Origin of the sequence: Janthinobacterium tructae, assembly GCF_006517255.1 — a bacterium.
In the GTDB taxonomy this organism is placed as follows: domain Bacteria; phylum Pseudomonadota; class Gammaproteobacteria; order Burkholderiales; family Burkholderiaceae_D; genus Janthinobacterium; species Janthinobacterium tructae.
The window spans coordinates 3133722-3154364 of the sequence record NZ_CP041185.1 but is presented as its reverse complement, the minus strand read 5'-3'; the positions used below and the strand labels follow the sequence as shown (position 1 = coordinate 3154364).

Annotated in this window: 19 protein-coding genes and 1 tRNA gene; 8 read left to right on the top strand and 12 right to left on the bottom strand. The window is 62.8% G+C overall.

Annotated features, from left to right (window positions below; genetic code table 11):
- Positions 1-6: 6 nt before the first annotated feature.
- The 10 genes from rlmH to FJQ89_RS13685 form a co-directional block, all read right to left on the bottom strand.
- Positions 7-477 (bottom strand): 23S rRNA (pseudouridine(1915)-N(3))-methyltransferase RlmH, encoded by a 471-nt coding sequence (rlmH, locus tag FJQ89_RS13735; RefSeq protein WP_034747108.1) that lies wholly within the window; start codon positions 475-477, stop codon positions 7-9.
- Between the two features lie 6 nt (positions 478-483).
- Positions 484-1170 carry a ribosome silencing factor gene (rsfS, locus tag FJQ89_RS13730; protein WP_141170571.1) on the bottom strand — a complete coding sequence of 229 codons (687 nt, stop codon included), beginning with the start codon at positions 1168-1170 and terminating at the stop codon, positions 484-486.
- A complete protein-coding gene (nadD, locus tag FJQ89_RS13725) occupies positions 1171-1782 on the bottom strand; it encodes a nicotinate (nicotinamide) nucleotide adenylyltransferase (protein WP_071076024.1) in 612 nt (203 codons plus the stop codon).
- Between the two features lie 56 nt (positions 1783-1838).
- Positions 1839-2753: an oxygen-dependent coproporphyrinogen oxidase gene (gene hemF / locus FJQ89_RS13720; RefSeq protein ID WP_141170570.1), complete on the bottom strand. Its 915-nt coding sequence runs from the start codon at positions 2751-2753 to the stop codon at positions 1839-1841.
- Positions 2754-2854: 101 nt separating this feature from the next.
- On the bottom strand, positions 2855-3658 hold the full coding sequence (locus tag FJQ89_RS13715; protein WP_141170569.1) for a hypothetical protein: 804 nt from the start codon (positions 3656-3658) through the stop codon (positions 2855-2857).
- Positions 3655-4302, bottom strand: coding sequence for a hypothetical protein (locus tag FJQ89_RS13710; protein ID WP_141170568.1), 648 nt, complete (start codon positions 4300-4302; stop codon positions 3655-3657). The genes FJQ89_RS13715 and FJQ89_RS13710 overlap by 4 nt, the downstream gene beginning before the upstream one ends.
- Positions 4303-4306: 4 nt before the next feature.
- Complete coding sequence (locus FJQ89_RS13705) at positions 4307-5581, bottom strand: hypothetical protein (RefSeq protein WP_141170567.1); 1275 nt, start codon at positions 5579-5581, stop codon at positions 4307-4309.
- A gap of 238 nt (positions 5582-5819) precedes the next feature.
- Positions 5820-6167, bottom strand: a complete 348-nt coding sequence (locus FJQ89_RS13695) for a hypothetical protein (protein ID WP_141170565.1) — start codon at positions 6165-6167, stop codon at positions 5820-5822.
- An 81-nt stretch (positions 6168-6248) separates the two neighbouring features.
- Positions 6249-7517: a phosphoribosylamine--glycine ligase gene (gene purD / locus FJQ89_RS13690; RefSeq protein WP_099762331.1), complete on the bottom strand. Its 1269-nt coding sequence runs from the start codon at positions 7515-7517 to the stop codon at positions 6249-6251.
- A gap of 75 nt (positions 7518-7592) precedes the next feature.
- Positions 7593-8318: a YebC/PmpR family DNA-binding transcriptional regulator gene (locus FJQ89_RS13685; RefSeq protein WP_010401062.1), complete on the bottom strand. Its 726-nt coding sequence runs from the start codon at positions 8316-8318 to the stop codon at positions 7593-7595.
- A 144-nt stretch (positions 8319-8462) separates the two neighbouring features.
- Here FJQ89_RS13685 and FJQ89_RS13680 point away from each other — a divergent pair, with 144 nt between their 5' ends.
- The 4 genes from FJQ89_RS13680 to FJQ89_RS13665 all read left to right on the top strand — a co-directional run bounded on the left by FJQ89_RS13680 (position 8463) and on the right by FJQ89_RS13665 (position 13417).
- On the top strand, positions 8463-10946 hold the full coding sequence (locus FJQ89_RS13680; RefSeq protein WP_243136549.1) for an alkaline phosphatase D family protein: 2484 nt from the start codon (positions 8463-8465) through the stop codon (positions 10944-10946).
- A gap of 118 nt (positions 10947-11064) precedes the next feature.
- Positions 11065-11985, top strand: a complete 921-nt coding sequence (locus FJQ89_RS13675; protein ID WP_141170564.1) for a DMT family transporter — start codon at positions 11065-11067, stop codon at positions 11983-11985.
- 29 nt (positions 11986-12014) lie between these two features.
- Complete coding sequence (locus FJQ89_RS13670) at positions 12015-12404, top strand: methylglyoxal synthase (RefSeq protein ID WP_141170563.1); 390 nt, start codon at positions 12015-12017, stop codon at positions 12402-12404.
- 23 nt (positions 12405-12427) lie between these two features.
- Positions 12428-13417: a quinone oxidoreductase family protein gene (locus FJQ89_RS13665; protein WP_141170562.1), complete on the top strand. Its 990-nt coding sequence runs from the start codon at positions 12428-12430 to the stop codon at positions 13415-13417.
- Between the two features lie 175 nt (positions 13418-13592).
- Here FJQ89_RS13665 and FJQ89_RS13660 read toward each other — a convergent pair whose 3' ends face one another.
- Positions 13593-14222, bottom strand: coding sequence for a DUF4136 domain-containing protein (locus FJQ89_RS13660; protein WP_096237660.1), 630 nt, complete (start codon positions 14220-14222; stop codon positions 13593-13595).
- 197 nt (positions 14223-14419) lie between these two features.
- Between FJQ89_RS13660 and pepN the strand changes: the two genes are divergently transcribed.
- From pepN to FJQ89_RS13645, 3 genes are all read left to right on the top strand, one after another.
- The gene (gene pepN / locus FJQ89_RS13655; RefSeq protein ID WP_141170561.1) at positions 14420-17074 is read left to right on the top strand and encodes an aminopeptidase N; all 2655 of its coding nucleotides are present in this window, start codon (positions 14420-14422) and stop codon (positions 17072-17074) included.
- Positions 17075-17217: 143 nt separating this feature from the next.
- Positions 17218-18219, top strand: coding sequence for a class 1 fructose-bisphosphatase (locus tag FJQ89_RS13650; RefSeq protein ID WP_141170560.1), 1002 nt, complete (start codon positions 17218-17220; stop codon positions 18217-18219).
- 106 nt (positions 18220-18325) lie between these two features.
- Positions 18326-18401: transfer RNA gene (locus FJQ89_RS13645), tRNA-Thr, on the top strand.
- 98 nt (positions 18402-18499) lie between these two features.
- Here FJQ89_RS13645 and FJQ89_RS13640 read toward each other — a convergent pair.
- The gene (locus tag FJQ89_RS13640; protein WP_141170559.1) at positions 18500-19900 is read right to left on the bottom strand and encodes an aminotransferase-like domain-containing protein; all 1401 of its coding nucleotides are present in this window, start codon (positions 19898-19900) and stop codon (positions 18500-18502) included.
- Between the two features lie 331 nt (positions 19901-20231).
- Between FJQ89_RS13640 and FJQ89_RS13635 the strand changes: the two genes are divergently transcribed.
- The gene (locus FJQ89_RS13635; RefSeq protein WP_141170558.1) at positions 20232-20585 is read left to right on the top strand and encodes an ElaB/YgaM/YqjD family protein; all 354 of its coding nucleotides are present in this window, start codon (positions 20232-20234) and stop codon (positions 20583-20585) included.
- The last annotated feature ends 58 nt before the right edge of the window (positions 20586-20643 follow it).

Sequence of the window (20643 nt, the reverse complement as noted above, 5' to 3'; positions counted from 1 at the left end):
GGGAGTTCAGACGCGGTGGTAGGGGTGGTTTTGCGTGATCGACCAGGCACGATAGAGCTGCTCGGCGAGGATCACGCGCACCACGCCGTGCGGCAGGGTCATGCTGGAAATGCGCAGCATGCCTTCGGCACGCGCCTTGAGCTGCGGATCGAGGCCGTCGGCACCGCCGATCAAAAAGGCGGTGTCGCGGCCATCCTGCTGCCACGCCATCAACTGCTGCGACAGGCCGACGCTGGTCAGGTCCTTGCCGCGTTCGTCGAGGGCGATGATGCGCACGCCCTTGGGCAGGACGGCTTCGATACGTTCGCGTTCCAGCGCCATCGCCGTAGCGGCGGTCTTGCTGCCGGAACGCTCCACCGGCTTGATTTCTTTCAGCACGATGCGCAGTTCCGGCGGCATGCGCTTCGCGTATTCCGCGAAGCCCGTCTCTATCCAGGCCGGCATTTTATGGCCGACCGCAGCGATGATGAGCTGCATCGACGCTTACGCTTCGACTTTTTTGATACGCTTGATCACGGTTTTTGCCGGTGCAGCATCGGCTGCCGGTTTGGCCGCGCGCGGGGTGCGCACTTTTTTCTCTGGCAGCGCTTTCAAGGCTTTCACGGCAGCCGCTTCGGTCTTGGTCGGCGCGATTTTCACGGTCTTGCCGACAGCTTTCGAGGCGGCTTTTTTCGCCGGGGCTTTCTTGGCGGCGGTGGCTGCCGTGGCTTTCTTCGCTGGTGCTTTCTTTTCGATCACGGGCGAAACTTCGACCTTGGCCTTGCTTGCTGCCAGATGGCCGCTGATTTTCTTCGGCTCGTCGTCGCCGGCTTTTTTCGGCGCGCGCTTGGCGGCACCGAGCTTGATCGGGGTATCGCCCCAGATTTCTTCCAGGCGGTAGTAGGCGCGGATAGGAGCTTGCATGATGTGGACGATCATGTCGCCCAGATCGACCAGCACCCATTCACCCGTTTCCTCGCCTTCCATGCCGATGATCTGGCCGCCGGCGTCCTTGACCTTGTCGCGCACCGAGGCGGCCAGCGCCTTGGTTTGACGGTTCGAGGTACCGGAGACGATCGCGATGCGGTCGAACAGGCTGGTCAGGTGACTCGTTTCGAAGACGGCGATGTCTTGGCCTTTGACGTCTTCAAGGGCGTCAACGACGAGGGTTTGCAGTTTTTTGATGTCCATTTAGCTTTTGTATAAATTATGTTGTTCAATATAGTCTAGCACTAGCGGGGAAACAAGCGAGTTTGCCCGATTCCCCCGTTGTAATGCCGCACGTATTTCGGTGGCGGAGATATCCACCGCGAAGTCCTGTGCCAGATAAGTCAGACCGTGCGGCGTGTTGCGGATGCTGTCCAGCGACCCCAGGCGGCGCGAAAATTCGTCGGCGACCACTTGCGGTACTGCTGTGTCATTCAGCGCGAAGCCGGGGCGGGCCGCGACGCAGATATGCGCGTATTCAAATAATTGCTGCCATTCGCGCCATGTCGCGAGCCGCTGCAGCTGGTCGGCGCCCATCAGGAAAACGATGGAAGCGCGCGCTCCCAGCTCGGCGCGTACCTGGCGCAAGGTATCGATGGTGTAGCTGGCCTGGCCATGTTCGCTGCGCTCGATTTCCTGGCGGTCGATTACCACGGGCAGGGGCAGGCCGGCAAAAGCCAGGCCGGCCATCTCGGCGCGCTGCTGGCCGGTGGCGCCCAGCTTGCTCTTTTGCCAGGGCGCGCCCGCCGGAATCACACGCAGCTCATCGGCGTGCAGCAGGCTGGAAAAATGCGTGCCCAGCGCGACATGGCCCATGTGCACCGGATCGTAGCTGCCGCCCAGCAGCGTCACGCATGCCGTACTACCTTCGGTCACGCCTGCAGCCAGTCGCGATGCACGAGGAAGTCAGTATACAACGCCGCTTCGGGACTGCCCGCTTCCGGGTGCCAGTCGTAGCGCCACTTGACCACGGGCGGCATCGACATCAGGATCGCCTCGGTGCGTCCGCCCGACTGCAGGCCGAACAGGGTGCCGCGGTCAAACACCAGGTTGAACTCGACATAGCGCCCGCGCCGATAGCACTGGAAATCGCGCTCGCGTTCGCCGTAAGGCGTATCCTTGCGCCGCGCCAGGATCGGCACATACGCGTCGATGAAGGCGTCGCCGGCGCTGCGCAGCATCGCGAAACTGTCTTCAAAGCCCAGGGCATTGAAGTCGTCGAAGAAGATGCCGCCGGCGCCGCGCGCTTCGCGCCGGTGCTTCAGGTAGAAATAATCATCGCACCACTGCTTGAACTTCGGATGCAGCTGCGCGCCAAACGGCGCCAGCGCATCATGGCACACCTGGTGAAAGTGCTTCACGTCGCCCGCGTCGCCATAATACGGCGTCAAATCCATGCCGCCGCCGAACCACCACACGGGGGCGCCATCGGCATTCACGGTGCTGAAAAAACGCACGTTCATGTGCACCGTCGGCGCGTAGGGATTGCGCGGATGCAGCACCAGCGACACGCCCATCGCTTCCCACGCCTTGCCACCCAGTTCAGGGCGCGCGGCCGCTGCCGATGGCGGCAGTGCGGCGCCGGTGACGTGCGAAAAATTCACGCCGCCACGCTCGAACACATTGCCTTCCTCGATCAGCCGCGAAATGCCGCCACCGCCCTCGGGGCGTTGCCAGGCATCGGTCAGGAAAGGCTTGCCGTCCTGCGCTTCGAGCGCCTGCACGATACGGTTTTGCAAATCGAGCAAATAGGCTTTGACGGCCGAAGGAGAGGGAGTTGACGACATCGCGTGGGCCGACGAGGCCGAAATAAAAAAGTAAGGACGGATTGTACCCTGTAACGGATTTTTGTGATAGCAAAACCGGCGATGCTGTTGCCGGCCCTGCTTTACTGAGGCGGCTTGTCCTGTATTGCCTGCACCTCGAATTGGGGCGCATCCGCGCCTGGCTGGCGGGCGCCCTCCACCATGTTTGCCGCACGCTGTTGCAGGTCCGTGCGTTTGATCGTGTCGGCCGGCTGTGCCAGCGGTGCCACAGGCACTGGTTGCTCGCGCTTGAACCATGCGCGTCCTGCATACGTCAGCATCGTCAGTATCGCCAGCAGCAGTGCCGCAGCCATGATGGTGGAAGGGCGCGGGCGGGGCCGGCCATATTGAGTCGGCGGTTTGCCGGCGGCGTCGACGATCAAGCGCGCCAGTTGCGAGCCGTTCGCGCGCGTGCGCGCTTGCAGCTCCTTGTATTGCAGCGGCGATAGCGTGCCCTGTTTCAGCATGTGGCGCAAGGCCGTGACGGGCGTGGCGGCAAGGTGATCGGCCGGCAGGCTGTCGTGGGCGGCGTCGCGCTGCCAGGCGTTGATCAGGTTCTGCTGGTACAGCGCATCGACCGCTTGCCGGTTCACCTGCCGCAGCGCGGCGCTGGCCAGTTGCCGGCGTGGTTCATCGGCGGGCAGCTTGCGCAGCATCCTGAAAAAACGCTCCTCGGGCACCAGTTCGGCGCTCAGCAGCCAGGCCAGCGTCTTGATCTGGTCGGCATTCATCTCCAGTTCGGGCACATCGATGTCTTCGGCTGCGTTGTGCGCGCGCTGGATCTCAATGATCTGCAGCTCGGCCAGCGTATCGTCGTATTCGTCGCTGGTGATCAGGTCCAGTTGCCGCAGTTCGCCGAGCGGTTTGAGGCGCGGATCGGTGCTCATGGCCGCAGGCCTCCGGTCACAACACCGTAAAGCACGGACATCACCAGGATCATGCCCAGCACGATCAAGGCGCTTTTCCAGGCCGGTGGCCGCTTGTACGGGATGCGGTCGTGACCATGACGCAGCCTGGACGCTTCCATGATTTCGCGCGCCAGTGCGCTGCCATGTTCACGCACGTGCGCTTCCAGCGCCTCGAACTGCGCCGTGGGCAGGATGTCGTTTACTACCAGCCAGCGCATGGCGATCCACGGCGTATACAACATGCGGTCTGCCGGCACCGCCGCATGTGCAGCATCGCGCTGGAACTGGTTCAGCAAATCGAGCTCGTACAAGGCGTCGACCTCGCGGCGGTTGTAGTACCGCACACCCTCTGCTGCCAGCGCCTGTTGCCGGGGTGGCAGTGTGGCCGCGCGCTTGTCGAAGTCATTCTTGGGCAGCAGATCGGTCAGCAGCAGCCAGCCCAGGGTGGTGACCAGGTCGGCGTCCTGCGCCAGTTCCGGCATGTCGAGCGGCTCCTCGGGCGGGTGCAGGCGCTCATGGGCGGCGACATCGCGTTCCGAGTTGGCCTCGTCGAGTTCCTGCGCGGTGATCAGGCCCAGCTGGTGCAGCTGGTTCAGCGATGCGTGGGGCGGTTCGATATGCATGGACTTACTCTTTTCCTTTGGCCTGGCGCAGCTCCAGGGCAAATTGTGGCGTTACCGACCAGCCCTTGCCGGCAGCGTCGCGTTGGAAGGTAAACTCGCCTTCCTGCACCACTGCCGTGCCGCCGTTGAGCATGCCCAGCAAGGCGTCATTGCGTTCGATCAGCAGGCGGCACGAATAGATGCCCGGCGAGATTTCCTTGCATGGCGCCAGCGGTTCGATTTCGGCGATTTCGCGCGTGCGCTCCATCGATTGCGTCAGCGAAAACGCTTGCCGCGGCTGGGGCATGATGCGCGCACCATCCATGCCGTCGCGGAAAGCCTTTTCCAGCGCCTCGCGCCCCAGGGGCTTGGCTTGCTGGGCAAAGTCGCCATCGCGGATGCTGCCAAAGCGCGCCTGGACCAGCAACGGCTGCGCACCCGTATAGCTGATGCGACTCTTGCTGCCGCTGTCGTCGCGCGCGACGGTATAGGCATAGTCCATCTTCTCGCCATCGAGTGCTATCGTGGCCAGGCAGCCACGGATATGTTGTGACGAGGCGTAACCGGCTTCTTTCACGTCGTGCAGGCTTGCTTTGCCCGTGCTTTCCGGCGCCGCCTTGTTGAGCATGCGTGTCATGGTGGTGAGCGTGTCGGTGGAGTCGCACTCGGGCACGGAATTGCCGCTCATCACATACCAGACCATGCCGGCCAGCGCCAGCGGCGCGCCGATCAGCCAGGCCAGGCGCGAGCCGGGAAACAAACCGTCGAGGACCACGCCGCGTACCGCCTTTTTATGTTCATCCTGGCGCGCCTGCGCATGCCGGACCACGCGCTTTGCATCGTCGCTGCCGCCGGCCTCGATGCGCTGCACCATGCTCTTGAACTGCGCGCGCGGCAGCAGCCCCACATGGAGCATCCAGTTCAGCGCTTCGCCCGGCGTGGGCAGCAGAACGTCGCCGGGCAGATGCGGCAGCGCCTGTTGATAAAGCTCTGGCGTAATGATCGCTTCGTCGCGCAGATGATCGAGCGATTCGCGATTGAGCACCTCCACCACCTGCTGCAAGATCGACAAGCGCAGTGCCAGCTCGTCGCCGCTGAAGTGGCGCGCCACGCTCGACGACAGGCTCGTCACATCCTCGGACGTAACGATCTGGCGCCGGTACAACCACAGCAAGGTGTCGGGTAGCGGCGTACCGATGGCAAGCTGCGGCAAGTCGGGATGCGCCAGCGCCTGCTCACGCTGGCGGCGCGTGAGCAGCTTCAGCACATGCAGCGCCTCGACGGAAGTATGCGTGGACACGGGGAGATTGCTTGTCATCGGGAATGGGTTTATCAAAATTCAAGATGATAAATTTTACAATGCAATCTCGTTTCCCTAGCGTACTATTGAAGTGGCGCCTGATCCAGTTCTGTCCTGAACTGCGGTGTTACTGACCAGTTCTTGCCATCTTTGCTGCGCTGGAAAGTAAAGTCGCCTTGCTGCAGCACCGAGACGGCCAGCACCTTGCTTGCGGCAGCGGGCGCAAGGTCGTTGCGGGTCAGCAGCAGGCGGCAGGAAACCACGCCGGGCAATACTTCCTTGCATGGTGCCAGCGCTTCAAAATGGTCCAGGCGTATTGCAGCGGCTTGCCGTCCTCGATGACGGTGGCCAGGCAGCCACGGGTTTTTTGCGACCAGGCATAGCCGGCCTGCTTGACATCGTGCAGGCTGAATTTGCCATCCGTGACCGCGGCCACGGTTTGTCTGGTGTCGCAGCGCGGCACGGCATAACTGCTGAACCAGTACCAAGCCAGGCCGGCAACGAGCAGCGAGGCAAGCGTCAGCCACGCAAGGGGGCTCACCGGGGCATCGTTGTCTGGTGCGGCAAGGCCGGTTGGTATGGTCATGGCGAGGAATGGAGGTGACAATCAAAACGGGCCGGGCGGATGCATTCCGCGCCGGCCCGTCGTGTGATTGCTATGGAGCGATCAATGCTTCAAACCGCGCCATCCGATGTCGCGGCGGTACTGCGCGCCGTCGAAATGGATTTTTTCCACCGTTTCATACGCTTGCTTCTGCGCCATTTTGATGCTGTCGCCCAGGCCGACCACGCACAGCACGCGCCCGCCGTTGGTGACCAGGCGTTCGCCCTCGATACGGGTGCCTGCATGGAAGGTGACGGAGTCGACGGTTTCGGCCGGGATGTCGCCAATCGGCGTACCCTTGACGGGATCATCCGGGTAGCCGGCGGCGGCCATGACGACGCCGACAGCCGTGCGGCGGTCCCATTCCAGTTCCACCGCGTCGAGCGTGCCGTTGACGGCGTGCTCCATGACGGTGACCAGGTCGGTCTTCAGGCGCGCCATGATCGGCTGCGTTTCCGGGTCGCCCATGCGGCAGTTGAATTCCAGCGTCTTCGGCGTGCCCTTGTCGTCGATCATCAGGCCGGCGTACAGGAAGCCCGTGAACGTGATGCCATCCTTGGCCATGCCCTGGATGGTCGGCACGATGATCTCGCGCATGACGCGCGCATGCATGGCCGGCGTGACGATGGGTGCCGGCGAGTACGCGCCCATGCCGCCCGTGTTCGGGCCCTGGTCGTGATCCTTCAGGCGTTTATGATCCTGGCTGGTGGCCAGCGGCAGGATGTTCTTGCCGTCGCACATGACGATGAAGCTCGCTTCTTCGCCGGCGAGGAATTCCTCGATGACGATGCGCGCTCCGGCGTCGCCGAACTGGTTATCGGACAGCATCATGTCGACCGCCTGGTGCGCTTCTTCCAGGGTCATGGCAACGACCACGCCCTTGCCGGCGGCCAGGCCGTCGGCCTTGATGACGATGGGCGCGCCCATGGCGTCGATGTAGGCATGCGCAGGCGCGACGTCGGAGAACGTCTGGTAGGCGGCCGTCGGGATGCCGTGGCGCTGCATGAAGGCCTTGGCGAAGTCTTTCGACGATTCCAGCTGCGCCGCTTCTTTCGTCGGGCCGAAGATTTTCAGGCCGCGCGAGCGGAACAGGTTGACGATGCCTGCCGCCAGTGGCACTTCCGGGCCGACGACCGTGAGGCTGATGTGCTCCTGCTGAACGAAGTCGGCCAGCAATTGCGGGTCGCTGATGTCGAGATTGACCAGGCGCGCATCGCGCGCGGTGCCGCCGTTGCCCGGCGCGACATACACCATCTGTATGCGTTCGGACTGGGCCAGTTTCCAGGCCAGGGCGTGTTCGCGGCCGCCAGAGCCGACTACCAGAATTTTCATAGGGACCGTTCGTTCGAGGTGGGTTGCAGGGCGGCGGTGCCGCCCTTGTGTGCAGGGTGTGACTAATTCTCTAGATTAATTCTCTATTAACGCGTTGGTGAAGACTTCCTGGACATCGTCCAGCAGCTCCAGCGCATCGATCAGCTTTTGCATCTTGATGGCGTCGTCGCCCGCGTAGACGGTTTCCGTCGCCGGTTTCATGATGACTTCGGCCACTTCGGCCTTGAAGCCGGCCGCTTCCAGCGCTTCCTTGACGGTGGCGAAATCGTGCACGGGAGTGAGTACTTCGAAGCCGCCTTCTTCATCGGCGATGACGTCGTCGGCGCCCGCTTCCAGGGCCGCTTCCATCAGCTTGTCTTCGTCGGTGCCCGGCGCGAACAGCAGCTGGCCGCAATGCTGGAACATGAAGGCGACGGAGCCTTCGTTGCCCATGTTGCCGCCATTCTTGTTGAAGGCGTTACGCACTTCGGCCACCGTGCGCACCTTGTTGTCGGTCATGCATTCGACGATGACGGCCGCGCCGCCCACGCCGTAGCCTTCGTAGCGCACTTCTTCGTAGTTGGCGCCATCGACACCGCCACTGCCGCGGTTGATCGCGCGCTGGACGTTGTCTTTCGGCATATTCGCGTCAGCCGCCTTGTCGACCGCCAGGCGCAGGCGCGGATTGGTGATGGCGTCGGCGCCGCCCATGCGGGCCGCGACCGTGATTTCCTTGATCAGGCGCGTCCAGATTTTGCCGCGCTTGGCATCGGTGGCAGCCTTTTTATGCTTGATATTGGCCCATTTGCTATGTCCTGCCATGTCGAATCTTCCTTAGACTAGGTGTTCAATTGTGGCCGACATTTTAGCATATCGGCCCCCGGCCAAGCGGCATGGCCCCGTCATCAGGATGACACAATCTGTTGCTAAAGTGACGCGCTTTCACCATATCGAGGGCGCGACATCATGGCAAGTCAAATGGACAGGCGGCAATTTCTGAAATTGGGTGGCTTTATTACCGTGTCGGTGGCCACCGTCGGCCTCGCCGCCTGCGGCAGCACCGATTACAGCGATCCTGGCGTGCCGCTGGCCTCGGGCAGCGACTGGAAATTCCCGCAAAGCGTGGCCTCGGGTGATCCGCGCGCCGACAGCGCCATGCTGTGGACGCGCGTCGTGCCCGCCAGTTTCGACGCCGTCGCGCCCGCCGTGACCGGCAAGTCCGACGTGGCCGTGCGCCTGATCGTCAGCGCCAGCGACAATACGGCTGCCTTGGGCGGCAACACGGCCCTGGCCGGCACGCCCATCGTCGACGCCAAGCTGCCGCTGAAAGCCGATTTCGACAATACCCTGCGCCACAAGGTAACGGGCTTGCAGCCGGGCCAGGTGTATTTTTACCAGTTCATCGCCGGCGACGTGCGCTCGAACGTGGGCCGCTTCAAGACGGCGCCCGCCGCCACGGCCGACGTATCGCAGCTGCAGTTCGCCTACCTGACGTGCCAGGACTGGAGCATCAACCACTGGGGCGCGCTGTCGCACATCGCCGCCAATGAAACGCTCGATTTCATCGTCCACCTGGGAGATTACATCTATGAAACGGTGGGCGAAGCCTTCCAGAGCGGCGCCGTGGAAAGCCGCCACGACCAGCTGAAATTGCCCGATGGCACGTTCAAGAGCGGCAGCGCGGGCGCCAAGTACGCGACCACGGTGGCCGACTACCGCTACCTGTACAAGAAATATCGCACCGATACCCGCCTGCAGGCCGTGCACGAGCGCTTCGCCTTCATCGCCATCTGGGACGACCATGAGTTTACGGACGATGCCTGGCAGGACGCTTCCACCTATGAAGGCATCGTGGCCGCCGACGGCAGCGATTTGCACCAGCCGGCGCGCCGGCGCAGCGCCAACCAGGCCTGGTTCGAATACATGCCGGCCGACGTCACCTTCGATAGCGCCGCGACAACGTTCCAGAATATCCAGATTTACCGCGATTTCCAGTTCGGCAAACTGATGCAGCTGGTGATGACGGACGAGCGCCTGTACCGCGCCGACCATGCGATTGCCGAGTCGACCATCAACCCGGCCACGGGCAAGCCGCTGGGCAGCATCGGCAGCCGCTACCTGGTGCCGCAAGCGCTGTTCGACAGCGTGGAAGGGCAGAAGATGGCGGCCGCCACGAAAGCCGGCACGGACCCGCTGGCGGCCGTCGGCATGCTGGGCACGATCCAGCGCGACTGGTGGAAAAGCAAGATGAAGGCGGCCACGTCGACCTGGAAGCTGTGGGGCAATGAAGTGTCGCTGCTGCGCATGGGCCTGAATGGCACGGATGCGATTGCCACCTTGCTGGCGTTGAGCGCCATGGCTAACGTAGGCAAGGCCATCGCCAGCACCCTGCCTTTGGTGGGCGGCAGCGTGCCGCTGGCCTGCGCCATCGTGGCCGCTTCGACGGCGGGTGCATCGACGACCGTGGCGCAGGCGGCGGCCATGGCGATTGCCGGTGCCGCCACCAATGCCAGCGCGCAGGGCGCCGCAGCCGTGGGCGCCGGCTTGAGCGCGGCCCAGGCCGGCATCACGGTGACCGCCTACAACAGCGGCTCACCGGCCGCCGCCGCGCAAGTGATTGCCTTCGGCTGGATCAAGCCCGACGTGCAGGCCAAGGGCGCCGCCTCGGGCTTTGTCGCCGCTTCCGGCCAGCAAGCGGCGCTGGCGCCGTTCTTCACGCGTTTCCTGCTCAATTGCGACCAGTGGGATGGCTACAACAGCGAACGCAAGAACCTGATGGCGCACCTGAAAAACAATGCCATCGGCAACGTGGTGGCGCTGACCGGCGATATCCACTCGTTTTTTGCCGGCACCGTCAGCGACGATTTCGACGCCGCTGGCGGTGGCACGCCCGTGATGGTCGACCTGGTGTCGGCCGGCGTCAGTTCGGATTCCTTCTTCAGCTACCTGAAGTCGGCTGCCGGCGCCATGGGCGACATCGGCACCCTCGTCAGCTACCCGCTGGCCATTCCCGTCACGGGCCTGGGCACGGTCAATCTCGACGTCAACCTGCTCGACTACACCATGGGCAAGGCGGCGCCCACCGTCGACAGCCTGCTGGAACAACTGCGCGTGCAGCTGCGCGGCGCGCTGGCCGCCAAGGGCGTGCCGGAAGCGCAGCTCGACGCGACGGTCGTTGCCGTGCAGGCGGGCTTGAAAGCAAGTACCGACTTCAGCACGACTTTGCTGGGCCTGGCGCAGCAATTGTCCGGCCTGGGCAACAACCCGTGGATCAAGCATCTGAATACGGATGCGCAGGGCTACACGGTGGTCACCTTGACGCCTGGCAAGCTGGTGGCGCAGTTCAAGCAAGTGAATAAACTGATCGGCACGGCGGCACCAAGTAACGTGATTGCGCGCGTGACGACGGCCACGGTGACGGCGGGTGCGGCGGCGGTGGTGGTGGCGTAAAGGCGGGTAATGGTGGTGTTGTCGGGTTACGCCCTTTGGGCTAACCCGACCTACGCCCGGCCTGCGCCAACGGTATGGGCGTTGCAGCCGCCTTTGGTTTTTGCCTTACAATCTGGGCATGAGCTCCAGTTCCCCGCAAGCATCCCCATCTTCGCTTCCCCGTTCCGTCTACCTCGGTGGCTTGGCCATCGCCGTGGGCGGGGCGGTGCTGTTTTCCACCAAGGCCATCGTCGCCAAGCTGCTGTACCGCTACCAGATCGACGCCGTCACCCTGATCGCCTTCAGGATGATTTTCTCTCTGCCCGTGTTCGCCGTCATCGCCTGGTGGAAGATGCGCACGGAGCCGCCACTGTCGACCAGCGACCGCTGGCGCCTGGTCGGGCTGGGCCTCGTCGGCTACTACCTGTCCAGCTATCTGGACTTCCTGGGCCTGCAATATATTTCCGTGGGCCTGGAGCGGCTGATCCTGTTTCTCACGCCCACCTTCGTGCTGCTGATTACCACCGTGTACTTCAAGCAAAGCATCAGCCGCCTGCAGTGGCTGGCCTTGCTCACCTCGTATTGCGGCATCGTGCTGGTGTTCGTGCATGACTTGCAGGGCGGCGCCAGCAATGTGGCGCTGGGCTCTACCCTGGTGCTGGGCTCGGCCTGTTCGTATGCCGTGTATCTGCTCGGTTCCGGCGAACTGGTGAAACGCATCGGCTCCATGCGGCTCGTTTCCTACGCGATGTGCGTGGCCAGCTTTGCCTGCATCGCCCAGTTTTTCATCCTGCGCCCCGTCGAGCTGCTGATCCAGCCCATGCCCGTGTATGGCCTGTCTTTGCTCAATGGTATCTTTTGCACGGTAATGCCCGTCTTCATGACGATGATCGCCGTCGAACGCATCGGCGCGCCCGTCGCCTCGCAGGCGGGCATGATCGGCCCCGTGTCGACCCTGTTCCTGGGCGCCATGATTCTCGATGAACCGATCACCAACTGGCAACTGGCTGGCACCAGCTTGGTATTGGCCGGTATTTACTTGCTGTCGAAAAAGAAATAATTCCCCCACTCACTGAAAATGCTCTCAACATGAAAACACGCATCGCCCTGATTGCCCACGACAAGAAAAAAGATGACATGATTACCCTGGCGGGCGAATACCTGGACTTTTTGAAGGGTTGCGAACTGTCGGCCACGGGCACCACGGGCGGCCGCCTGATCAACGAGCTGGGCTTGCAAGTGGAGCGCAAGCATTCGGGTCCGTTCGGCGGCGACTTGCAGATCGGCTCGCTGTTGGTGGAAGGCTTGATCGATTGCGTGATCTTCCTGCGCGACCCGATGACGCCGCAGCCGCACGAGCCGGACATCAATGCCCTGGTGCGCGCCTGCGACGTGCACAACGTGGCGTGCGCGACGAATCTGTCGTCGGCGCACCTGGTGCTGTCGCAGCTGCAGGCGCTGGCCGTTGCTGCCGCCTGATTCACCCAGACAAGGAGATGAGCATGAGCGCAACGATTACCACCAAGGCCATCCGCGTACAGCGCGTGGGCGGCCCGGAAGTGATGGAATACGTGGATGTGGAACTGCCGCCGCCCGGCCCCGGCGAAGCGCGCGTGAAACACGAGGCCATCGGCCTCAATTTCATCGACGTGTATTTCCGCTCGGGCCTGTATCCGCAGCCGCTGCCCAATGGCCTCGGCGTCGAGGGCGCTGGCATCGTCGAGGCGGTGGGCGAGGGCGTCACGGAAGTCAAGGTGGGCGACCGGGTGGCGTATGCGGCGCGCATCAATGGCGCGTATGCGCAGCAGCGCAACTTGCCGGCCGCCCTGCTGCTGGCGCTGCCCGAGCGCATCGCTTTCGATACGGCCGCCGCCATGATGCTGCAAGGCTTGACGGTGCAATACCTGTTCCACCGCACGGTGGCGCTGAAGGCGGGCGATACCATCCTGTTTCACGCGGCGGCGGGCGGCGTGGGCTTGATCGCCTGCCAGTGGGCCAAGGTGCTGGGCGTAAATCTGATCGGCACGGCCGGCTCCGATGAAAAGGCGGCGCTGGCCAAGGCGCATGGCGCGGCCCACGTCATCAACTACAACACGGAAAACTTCGTCGAGCGCGTGCGCGAGATCACGGGCGGCAAGGGCGTTTCTGTCGTCTACGATTCCATCGGCAAGGATACGTTTACGGGCTCGCTCGACTGTCTGGCGCCGCTGGGCATGATGGTCAGCTTCGGCAACGCTTCCGGCCCCGTGCCGGCGTTTACCCTGTCCGAGCTGGCGTCGCGCGGTTCGCTCTTCATCACGCGTCCCGCTCTGTTCAGCTATGCGTCGAACCGCGCGAACCTGGAAGAGATGGCTGCCTCGCTGTTCGGCGTCGTCAGCAGCGGCGAAGTCAAAATCGAGATCAACCAGCGCTACAATCTGGCCCATATCGCCCAGGCGCACACGGACCTGGAAGGGCGCAAGACCACCGGCTCGACCATCATCGTGCCATGAGCGGCGGCAGCGGAAACGACGGCACGCCGAAATTCGGCCGCCTGCTGATCGTGCTGGTGTTGGCAGTGGCGCTGATCGGCGTGCTCACCTTTGCCGCCGAGGCATATTACTCGTAGGCATAAAAAAACCGGCTGGCGCATTGCTGCACCAGCCGGTTTTTTGTAGTGTCACGCCATTACTCTATTTTGACTTCGACCTTGCGCGGCACGCCGCTCTGACCGGGGAAGTCCGCAAAGGCGCTCGCTACCATGGCCGGCATCACTTGCGACGTGGCGCGCTTGTTGCTGGTCGATTGCACGGTCACGTCGTACAGTTTCTTGCCGCTGCGGTCATTGATCGTCACGCGCAATTCGCGCTCGTACTTATGGCGCACGCTTTCTTCGACATCCATCGGACCATACCAGTAGGGGTTGTAGCCAAAGCGGCCATAGCCTGGCCATGCGCCGTAGCGATAGCCGTAGCGGCCGGGCCAGTAGCCAGGGCCATACCAGAATGGATCGGTGGCTTGCAGCACGCGCTCAGGATAGTCGACGGTGGAAAACTGCATCGCCACACGCAAATTGGCTGCCGCAGGGCCGGAAGCTTCGCCGAAGCCGTGCTTGGCCAGTTCCGCGCGCACCAGGTTCTGGTAGCTGCGGTATTCCAGCGTGTCGTTTTCCGCCGCTGGCGCTTCAAACGCATACGATTTGTCTTGCAATTGCGCAGGCCACTCGTGGAAGACGGTCACATCGCTGCGTATGGTGGTGGCGCATCCGGTCAGCAACACGGTCAATGCGGCCATCATGATGGTGAGATATCGTTTCATTGCATGATCTCCTGTTAGTAGACGCAATTCATCGCTTAGTATTATAAGAATAGTTCTATTTGTTTCCATGCATTATTACAGAATGTTACCTGGTATGTCGGCGTGTAAGGGAATCCAACATTCCTGAGCTGAATCGCGACTATCGGGGGGCTGGTGTTGGTAAAATAGGCTTTTGCCTCCGCTCCCACCCATTCCCTATGCGCACAGACAGCCCTCAGACGATTTACCGCAAAGATTACACGCCGCCCAGCTTCCTGGTCGACAGCGTCGAACTTGGTTTCGATCTTGATCCCGCCCGCACAGTGGTGGCGAGCCGGATCCACATGCGCCACAACCCCGCCAGTACCAGTCGCAGCATCGAATTGCACGGCGAACACATTGAGCTGGTGCAAGTACGCCTGAATGGCAAGCTGCTGAAACCGTCGCAGTACAAGCTGACGGCCGGCATGCTGACCATTCCCAAGGCACCGGACGACGTGCTGCTCGAGATCGAGACCGTGCTGGCGCCACAGGACAACACCTCGTTGTCCGGCCTGTATGTGTCGAACCATAACTTCTTCACGCAGTGCGAAGCGGAAGGTTTTCGCCGCATCACCTTCTTCCCGGACCGCCCGGACGTGATGGCCAGGTACACCGTCATGCTGCGCGCCGACAAGGACAAGTATCCGGTGTTGCTATCGAACGGCAACCTGATCGAAGAGGGCGACCTCGGTGACGGCCGCCATTACGCCAAGTGGGAAGACCCGTTCAAGAAACCGTCCTATTTGTTCGCCCTGGTGGCGGCGCGCCTGGTGTGCCAGGAAGAGCATTACAGGCTCAAGTCCGGCCGCGAAGTGCTGCTGCAGGTGTGGGTGGAAGAGGGCAACCTCGATAAAACCGACTACGCCATGCAGTCGCTGAAAAACTCGATCCGCTGGGACGAGGAGCGCTTCGGCCTGGAGCTGGACCTGGACCGCTTCATGATCGTCGCCGTGGGCGATTTCAACATGGGCGCCATGGAAAACAAGGGTTTGAATATTTTCAATACCAAGTACGTGCTGGCCAATTCGCGCGTGGCGACCGACGTCGATTACGCCGGCATCGAGGCGGTGGTGGGCCACGAGTACTTCCATAACTGGACGGGCAACCGCGTGACGTGCCGCGACTGGTTCCAGCTGTCGCTGAAGGAAGGCTTGACGGTATTTCGCGACCAGGAATTCTCGGCCGACATGATCGGCACCGACACGGGCCGCGCCGTCACCCGCATCGATCAGGTGCGCACCTTGCGCCAGGCGCAGTTCCCCGAAGACGCGGGCCCGATGGCGCATCCCGTGCGTCCCGATTCCTTCGTCGAGATCAATAATTTTTACACGGTCACCATCTACGAAAAAGGCGCCGAAGTGGTGCGCATGTATCAGACCCTGGTGGGCCGCGACGGCTTCCGCAAGGGCATGGACCTGTACTTCGCGCGTCACGATGGCCAGGCGGTGCAGTGCGACGACTTCCGAGCCGCCATGGCGGACGCGAATGGCCGCGATTTCAGCCAGTTCGAGCGCTGGTACAGCCAGGCCGGCACGCCGGTGGTGACGGCTTCCACGCGCTACGACGCCGCCAGCCAGACGTTCGAACTGACGCTGGCGCAAAGCTGCCCCGCCACGCCGGGCCAGCCGAAAAAACTGCCATTCCACATTCCCGTCACCGTCGGCTTGCTGGCAGCGGACGGCCGCGACCTGCCGCTGCATGTGGACGGCGTGGCATCGAATGGCGCCACCAGCGTCGTGCTGGAATTGACCGAGGCGTCGCAGACCTTCCGCTTCACCCAGGTTGGGGAAGTCCCCGTGCCATCGCTGCTGCGCGACTTTTCCGCGCCCGTGGTGCTGGAGTACGACTATACCGATGCGCAGCTGCTGCACCTGTTCCGTCACGACAGCGATCCCGTCAACCGCTGGGAAGCGGGCCAGCGCCTGGCCATGGAACGTCTGCTGAAACTCACGGGCGCCGTCGCCGCCGGCGAGCCCCTGGTGCTGGACGAGACCTTCATCGCCGCGCAGCGCGCCTTGCTGGCCGACGACACGCTCGATCCTGCCTTCCGCGAGCTGGCCCTGATCCTGCCGTCGGAAACCATCATCGCCGAGCGCATGGCGCAAGTCGATCCGCAGGCGATCCACGCGGCGCGCCAGTTCATGCGCACGACCATCGCGGCAGCCTTGAAGCCCGAATTGCTGGCGCAATACCACGCCAACCAGACGCCGGGCGAGTACAGCCCTGACGCCCTGTCGGCCGGCAAGCGGGCACTGAAAAACCTGGCCCTGTCGTATCTGTTGATCGCGCCCGGGGCGGCGGAGCTGGACCTGGCGCGGCTGCAGTTCGACAATGCCGGCAACATGACCGACCGCGCCGCGGCGCTGGCGGCACTGATTCATTCCGGCTCGCAGCCGCATGCGCAGGCGGCGTTGACCAGCTTCTATGCCGATTTCGAGAACGAAGCGCTGGTGGTCGACAAGTGGTTCGCCATGCAGGCGGCCGCGCCAACGACCGATGTGCAAGCCGTGCGCCAGTTGATGGCGCACCCGGCCTTCACCTTGAAAAATCCGAACCGCGCGCGCAGCCTGATCTTCAATTTCACCAACGGCAATCCATCGCAGTTTCATGCGGTGGATGGCAGCGGCTACGCTTTCTGGGCCGAGCAAGTCATCGCGCTCGACGCCCTGAACCCTCAGGTGGCCGCCCGCCTGGCGCGCTCGATGGACCGCTGGCGCCGTTACGTGCCTGCACTGCAAAGCCACATGCGCGACGCGCTGGAACAAGTCGCCGGCCAGGCCAGCTTGTCGAATGACGTGATGGAGGTCGTCAGCAAGGCGCTGGCGAATTGATGGCAGGTCGGATTACGCCCTGCGGGCTAATCCGACCTACGCGGCGTCATGATTTCGTAGGTCGGCTTGGCGCCAACGGCGCGTAAGCCGACAATCACCGCACGCGACACTTAAAATAACGACATAACCAACAAAGGGAATTCATGAAACGCATCAGTCTTACGCAATACCTGGTTGAAGAGCAGCGCTCGAACAACAGCATCCCGGCCGAACTGCGCCTGCTGATCGAAGTCGTCGCGCGTGCCTGCAAGACCATTAGCCACGCCGTCGGCAAGGGCGCCCTCGGTGAAGTGCTGGGCACGGCCGACACGGAAAACGTGCAGGGCGAAGTGCAGAAAAAGCTCGACATCATCTCCAACGAGATCCTGCTCGAAGCGAACGAATGGGGCGGCCATCTGGCGGCCATGGCGTCGGAAGAAATGGAATCGATCCACCCGATCCCGAACCGCTATCCGAAGGGCGAATACATGCTGCTGTTCGACCCACTCGATGGCTCGTCGAACATCGATGTCAACGTCTCGATCGGCACCATTTTCTCGGTCCTCAAGGCGCCGGAGGGCATGGGGCAGCCGACCGAGCAGGACTTCATGCAGGCGGGTACCAAGCAGGTTGCCGCCGGCTACGCCGTGTACGGCCCGCAAACCATGCTGGTACTGACCTTCGGCAATGGCGTGAACTGCTTCACCCTGGACCGGGAAATGGGTTCGTGGGTCCTCACGCAAAGCAATATGCAGATTCCGCCAACGACGAAGGAGTTCGCCATCAACATGTCGAACGCGCGCCACTGGCATCCGCCCGTGAAACGCTATGTCGACGAACTGCTGGCCGGCGACACGGGCCCGCGCGGCACCAACTTCAATATGCGCTGGATCGCTTCGATGGTAGCCGACGTGCACCGCATCCTGAACCGCGGCGGCATCTTCATGTACCCGGCCGACCTGCGCGATACCTCGATGCCGGGCAAGCTGCGCCTGATGTACGAAGCGAATCCGATGGCCTTCATTGTCGAACAGGCCGGCGGCGCGGCCACCGACGGCCAGCAGCACATCATGGACATCGCCCCGCACAAGCTGCACCAGCGCGTGCCCGTGTTCCTCGGCTCGAAAGACGAAGTGGCCCGCGTCACGGCCTACCACGCGGAGTAAAAAGCCGCGATTTTCAGCGGCCCGCAGCCGGGCCGCGAAAAAAATGCAAAAAAGTTCGCGTTGACACTAGCAAATTTTGTGCATTGTTTGTAGAATGTGGGTCTTCGCCGTTGTAGCTCAGTTGGTAGAGCAGCACATTCGTAATGTGAAGGTCGCCAGTTCGATTCCGGCCAACGGCACCAAGTATTCGCAGTAGAAAAAAACCACCGCACAAACGGTGGTTTTTTTTCGTCTGAAGCTTTGTTCCCCGCCAGCCTGCGCCGAAGCGCTCATCTACCGCCTAAATGACGAACTCCTGGTGCAGCACCGGCTTGTGCGCCAGCAGCAGCGACAGTTTTTTCAAGGCGCTGGCCAGGCGCGCGCGGTCGCGGATGCTGCCCAGGGAGATGCGGATGGCGTTCGGTGGTTTGCTGGTGTGGAAGGCGTCCGAGGCCGTGACGGCCACGCCCTGGGCGCGGGCGGTGTCGGCCAGTTCGCGCGAGGTCCAGTAGCTGGGCAGTGAAAACCAGACATGGATGCCGTCGCTGCGCGGGTGGCTGGTGCCTGTCAGAATCGTGCGTATGACGTCCTGGCGCGCATCGGCTTCGCTGCGCACGCCCGCCAGCAGTGCGTGCGCGGAGCCGTCGTGTATCCATTGCGTCGCCAGCGCCGTCGTCAGCGGCGTGGCCATCAGGGAAAACGAGCGCAGGGCTTGCACGAAGCGCTCGCGCAGCTGCGCGTCGGGAACCAGCGCGTAGGCCATGCGCAAGCCCGGCGCCAGGCATTTCGACAGTGTGGCGATATACGACACGTTGCCCGGCGCGTAATGGGCCAGCGGCGGCGGCGCGTCGGAAGCCAGCAGCCAGTACGGGTCGTCCTCGATGATATGCATGCCGCAGCGTATGGCCACCTGCGTGATGGCCAGGCGCCGCGCGACCGGCATGGTGTGTGCGGTGGGGTTTTGCAGCGTGGGATTGAGGTAGACCAGGCGCGCACGGTGCTTGCGGCCGGCTTTTTCCAGCGCATCGGGCAGCATGCCGTCCGCGTCCGTTTCCACGACGATGGTCTTGCGATTGAGCAGTCCCGCTGCCGAGCGCAAGCCCGGATACACGGCTGGCTCCGTCAATATGCTGTCGCCGGGCCGGCTCAGGGTCAATATCAGCGCTGCCAGCGCCGCCTGCGCGCCGGGGCAGGCTACCACCTGTTCCGCCTCGACGTGGTCGAACATGGGCGCGAGCCAGACGGCGCCCGCCGCGCGGTCAGCCTTGCCGCCACCGCCCAGGTGATAACTCATCAACAGATCGCTGTCCGTGCGCATCAGCACCTGTGCCACGCCCTGTTTCAACAGGTCGTCGAAATCCACGCCTGCGGGCGGCGGCGGGATGTTCATGCTCAGGTCCAGCATCTGCGTCAATTCCACCTTCGGCGCGGCCACGTAGGTGCCGCGCGCGCCTTGGCCTTCCAGCAAATTCCTGCGCTTGGCCTCGTCGTAGGCGCGCGTCACCGTCGTCAGGTCGATCTGGAACAGGGCTGCCAGGCGGCGCTGCGGCGGCAGGCGGTCGCCCGGGCGCAGGCTGCCGTCGGACAGCGCGCGCTCGAGCATGTCGGCGATCTGCAGGTAGCGCGGGCCGCCGTGCTGCACGAACGGTGTGATCCACGCACTGGCCAGGCTATCTTCTTGTATGGCTTTTGATTTGGACATTTTATCTATATGTATGGATATTGCTTCTCGCAATTATGCGGAAAATCCCGTTAAAAATCCATACATATTCTGCTCCCCGCTCGCCCCGCCAGGCCGGCGGAGATTGTTATTTCCAACAGGAATTTAAGCCTGTGCCTCAAGGTGTGGCAGCGCACAGTGGCGCGCGGCGGGCGCGGTTAAGGTAGTGCCAACAGCTTGCTGCTGATCCACTGTTTGATATGGCTCAGCCCGGCAGCTTTTAGCCGCTTCTTTTTCCCCGAAGCGAGGAGAATCATGATTCGGTCACGGCATCGAGCATGGTTGAAATTATTCACTGTTAAAGGAAACCACCATGAACGCGATTGAAAAAACCAGCTCCGATATGAACGGCACCGCCCAGGATACCCGCCAGGACTTGCACCGCACCATCGACAAGGTGGCTAGCCAGGCCCAGCCCCTGGCCGACAAGGTCGCCACGCGCGCCCATGACGGCGTGGACCAGGTGGGCGACCGCATCGACCAGGTCAGCGACAGCGTCAACAAAGCTTCCGAAACCCTGATGGCGCGCGGCAAGCAATTGGGCGCCGCCTGCCAGCGCGCCGGCGAAACGGGGCGCGGCTATGTGCGCGAGCGCCCGGCCATGTCGCTGCTGATTGCGGCGGCGGCCGGGTATGGCCTGTCGAAACTGCTGGGTTCGCGCAAATAAGTTTTACTCAGAGCGGCCAGGTAGTTTGTCGTGGGCGCTGTTCCCTTCGCCGTCATGG

Coding starts and splice junctions, on each gene's coding strand:
- rsfS (WP_141170571.1), bottom strand. CDS start 1,170: ATGGACATCAAAAAACTGCAAACCCTCGTCGTTGACGCCCTTGAAGAC.
- pepN (WP_141170561.1), top strand. CDS start 14,420: ATGCGCACAGACAGCCCTCAGACGATTTACCGCAAAGATTACACGCCG.
- FJQ89_RS13680 (WP_243136549.1), top strand. CDS start 8,463: ATGGCAAGTCAAATGGACAGGCGGCAATTTCTGAAATTGGGTGGCTTT.
- nadD (WP_071076024.1), bottom strand. CDS start 1,782: ATGGGCCATGTCGCGCTGGGCACGCATTTTTCCAGCCTGCTGCACGCC.
- FJQ89_RS13715 (WP_141170569.1), bottom strand. CDS start 3,658: ATGAGCACCGATCCGCGCCTCAAACCGCTCGGCGAACTGCGGCAACTG.
- FJQ89_RS13665 (WP_141170562.1), top strand. CDS start 12,428: ATGAGCGCAACGATTACCACCAAGGCCATCCGCGTACAGCGCGTGGGC.
- FJQ89_RS13685 (WP_010401062.1), bottom strand. CDS start 8,318: ATGGCAGGACATAGCAAATGGGCCAATATCAAGCATAAAAAGGCTGCC.
- FJQ89_RS13670 (WP_141170563.1), top strand. CDS start 12,015: ATGAAAACACGCATCGCCCTGATTGCCCACGACAAGAAAAAAGATGAC.
- FJQ89_RS13650 (WP_141170560.1), top strand. CDS start 17,218: ATGAAACGCATCAGTCTTACGCAATACCTGGTTGAAGAGCAGCGCTCG.
- FJQ89_RS13710 (WP_141170568.1), bottom strand. CDS start 4,302: ATGCATATCGAACCGCCCCACGCATCGCTGAACCAGCTGCACCAGCTG.
- FJQ89_RS13660 (WP_096237660.1), bottom strand. CDS start 14,222: ATGAAACGATATCTCACCATCATGATGGCCGCATTGACCGTGTTGCTG.
- FJQ89_RS13640 (WP_141170559.1), bottom strand. CDS start 19,900: ATGTCCAAATCAAAAGCCATACAAGAAGATAGCCTGGCCAGTGCGTGG.
- FJQ89_RS13675 (WP_141170564.1), top strand. CDS start 11,065: ATGAGCTCCAGTTCCCCGCAAGCATCCCCATCTTCGCTTCCCCGTTCC.
- purD (WP_099762331.1), bottom strand. CDS start 7,517: ATGAAAATTCTGGTAGTCGGCTCTGGCGGCCGCGAACACGCCCTGGCC.
- FJQ89_RS13695 (WP_141170565.1), bottom strand. CDS start 6,167: ATGACCATACCAACCGGCCTTGCCGCACCAGACAACGATGCCCCGGTG.
- hemF (WP_141170570.1), bottom strand. CDS start 2,753: ATGTCGTCAACTCCCTCTCCTTCGGCCGTCAAAGCCTATTTGCTCGAT.
- FJQ89_RS13635 (WP_141170558.1), top strand. CDS start 20,232: ATGAACGCGATTGAAAAAACCAGCTCCGATATGAACGGCACCGCCCAG.
- rlmH (WP_034747108.1), bottom strand. CDS start 477: ATGCAGCTCATCATCGCTGCGGTCGGCCATAAAATGCCGGCCTGGATA.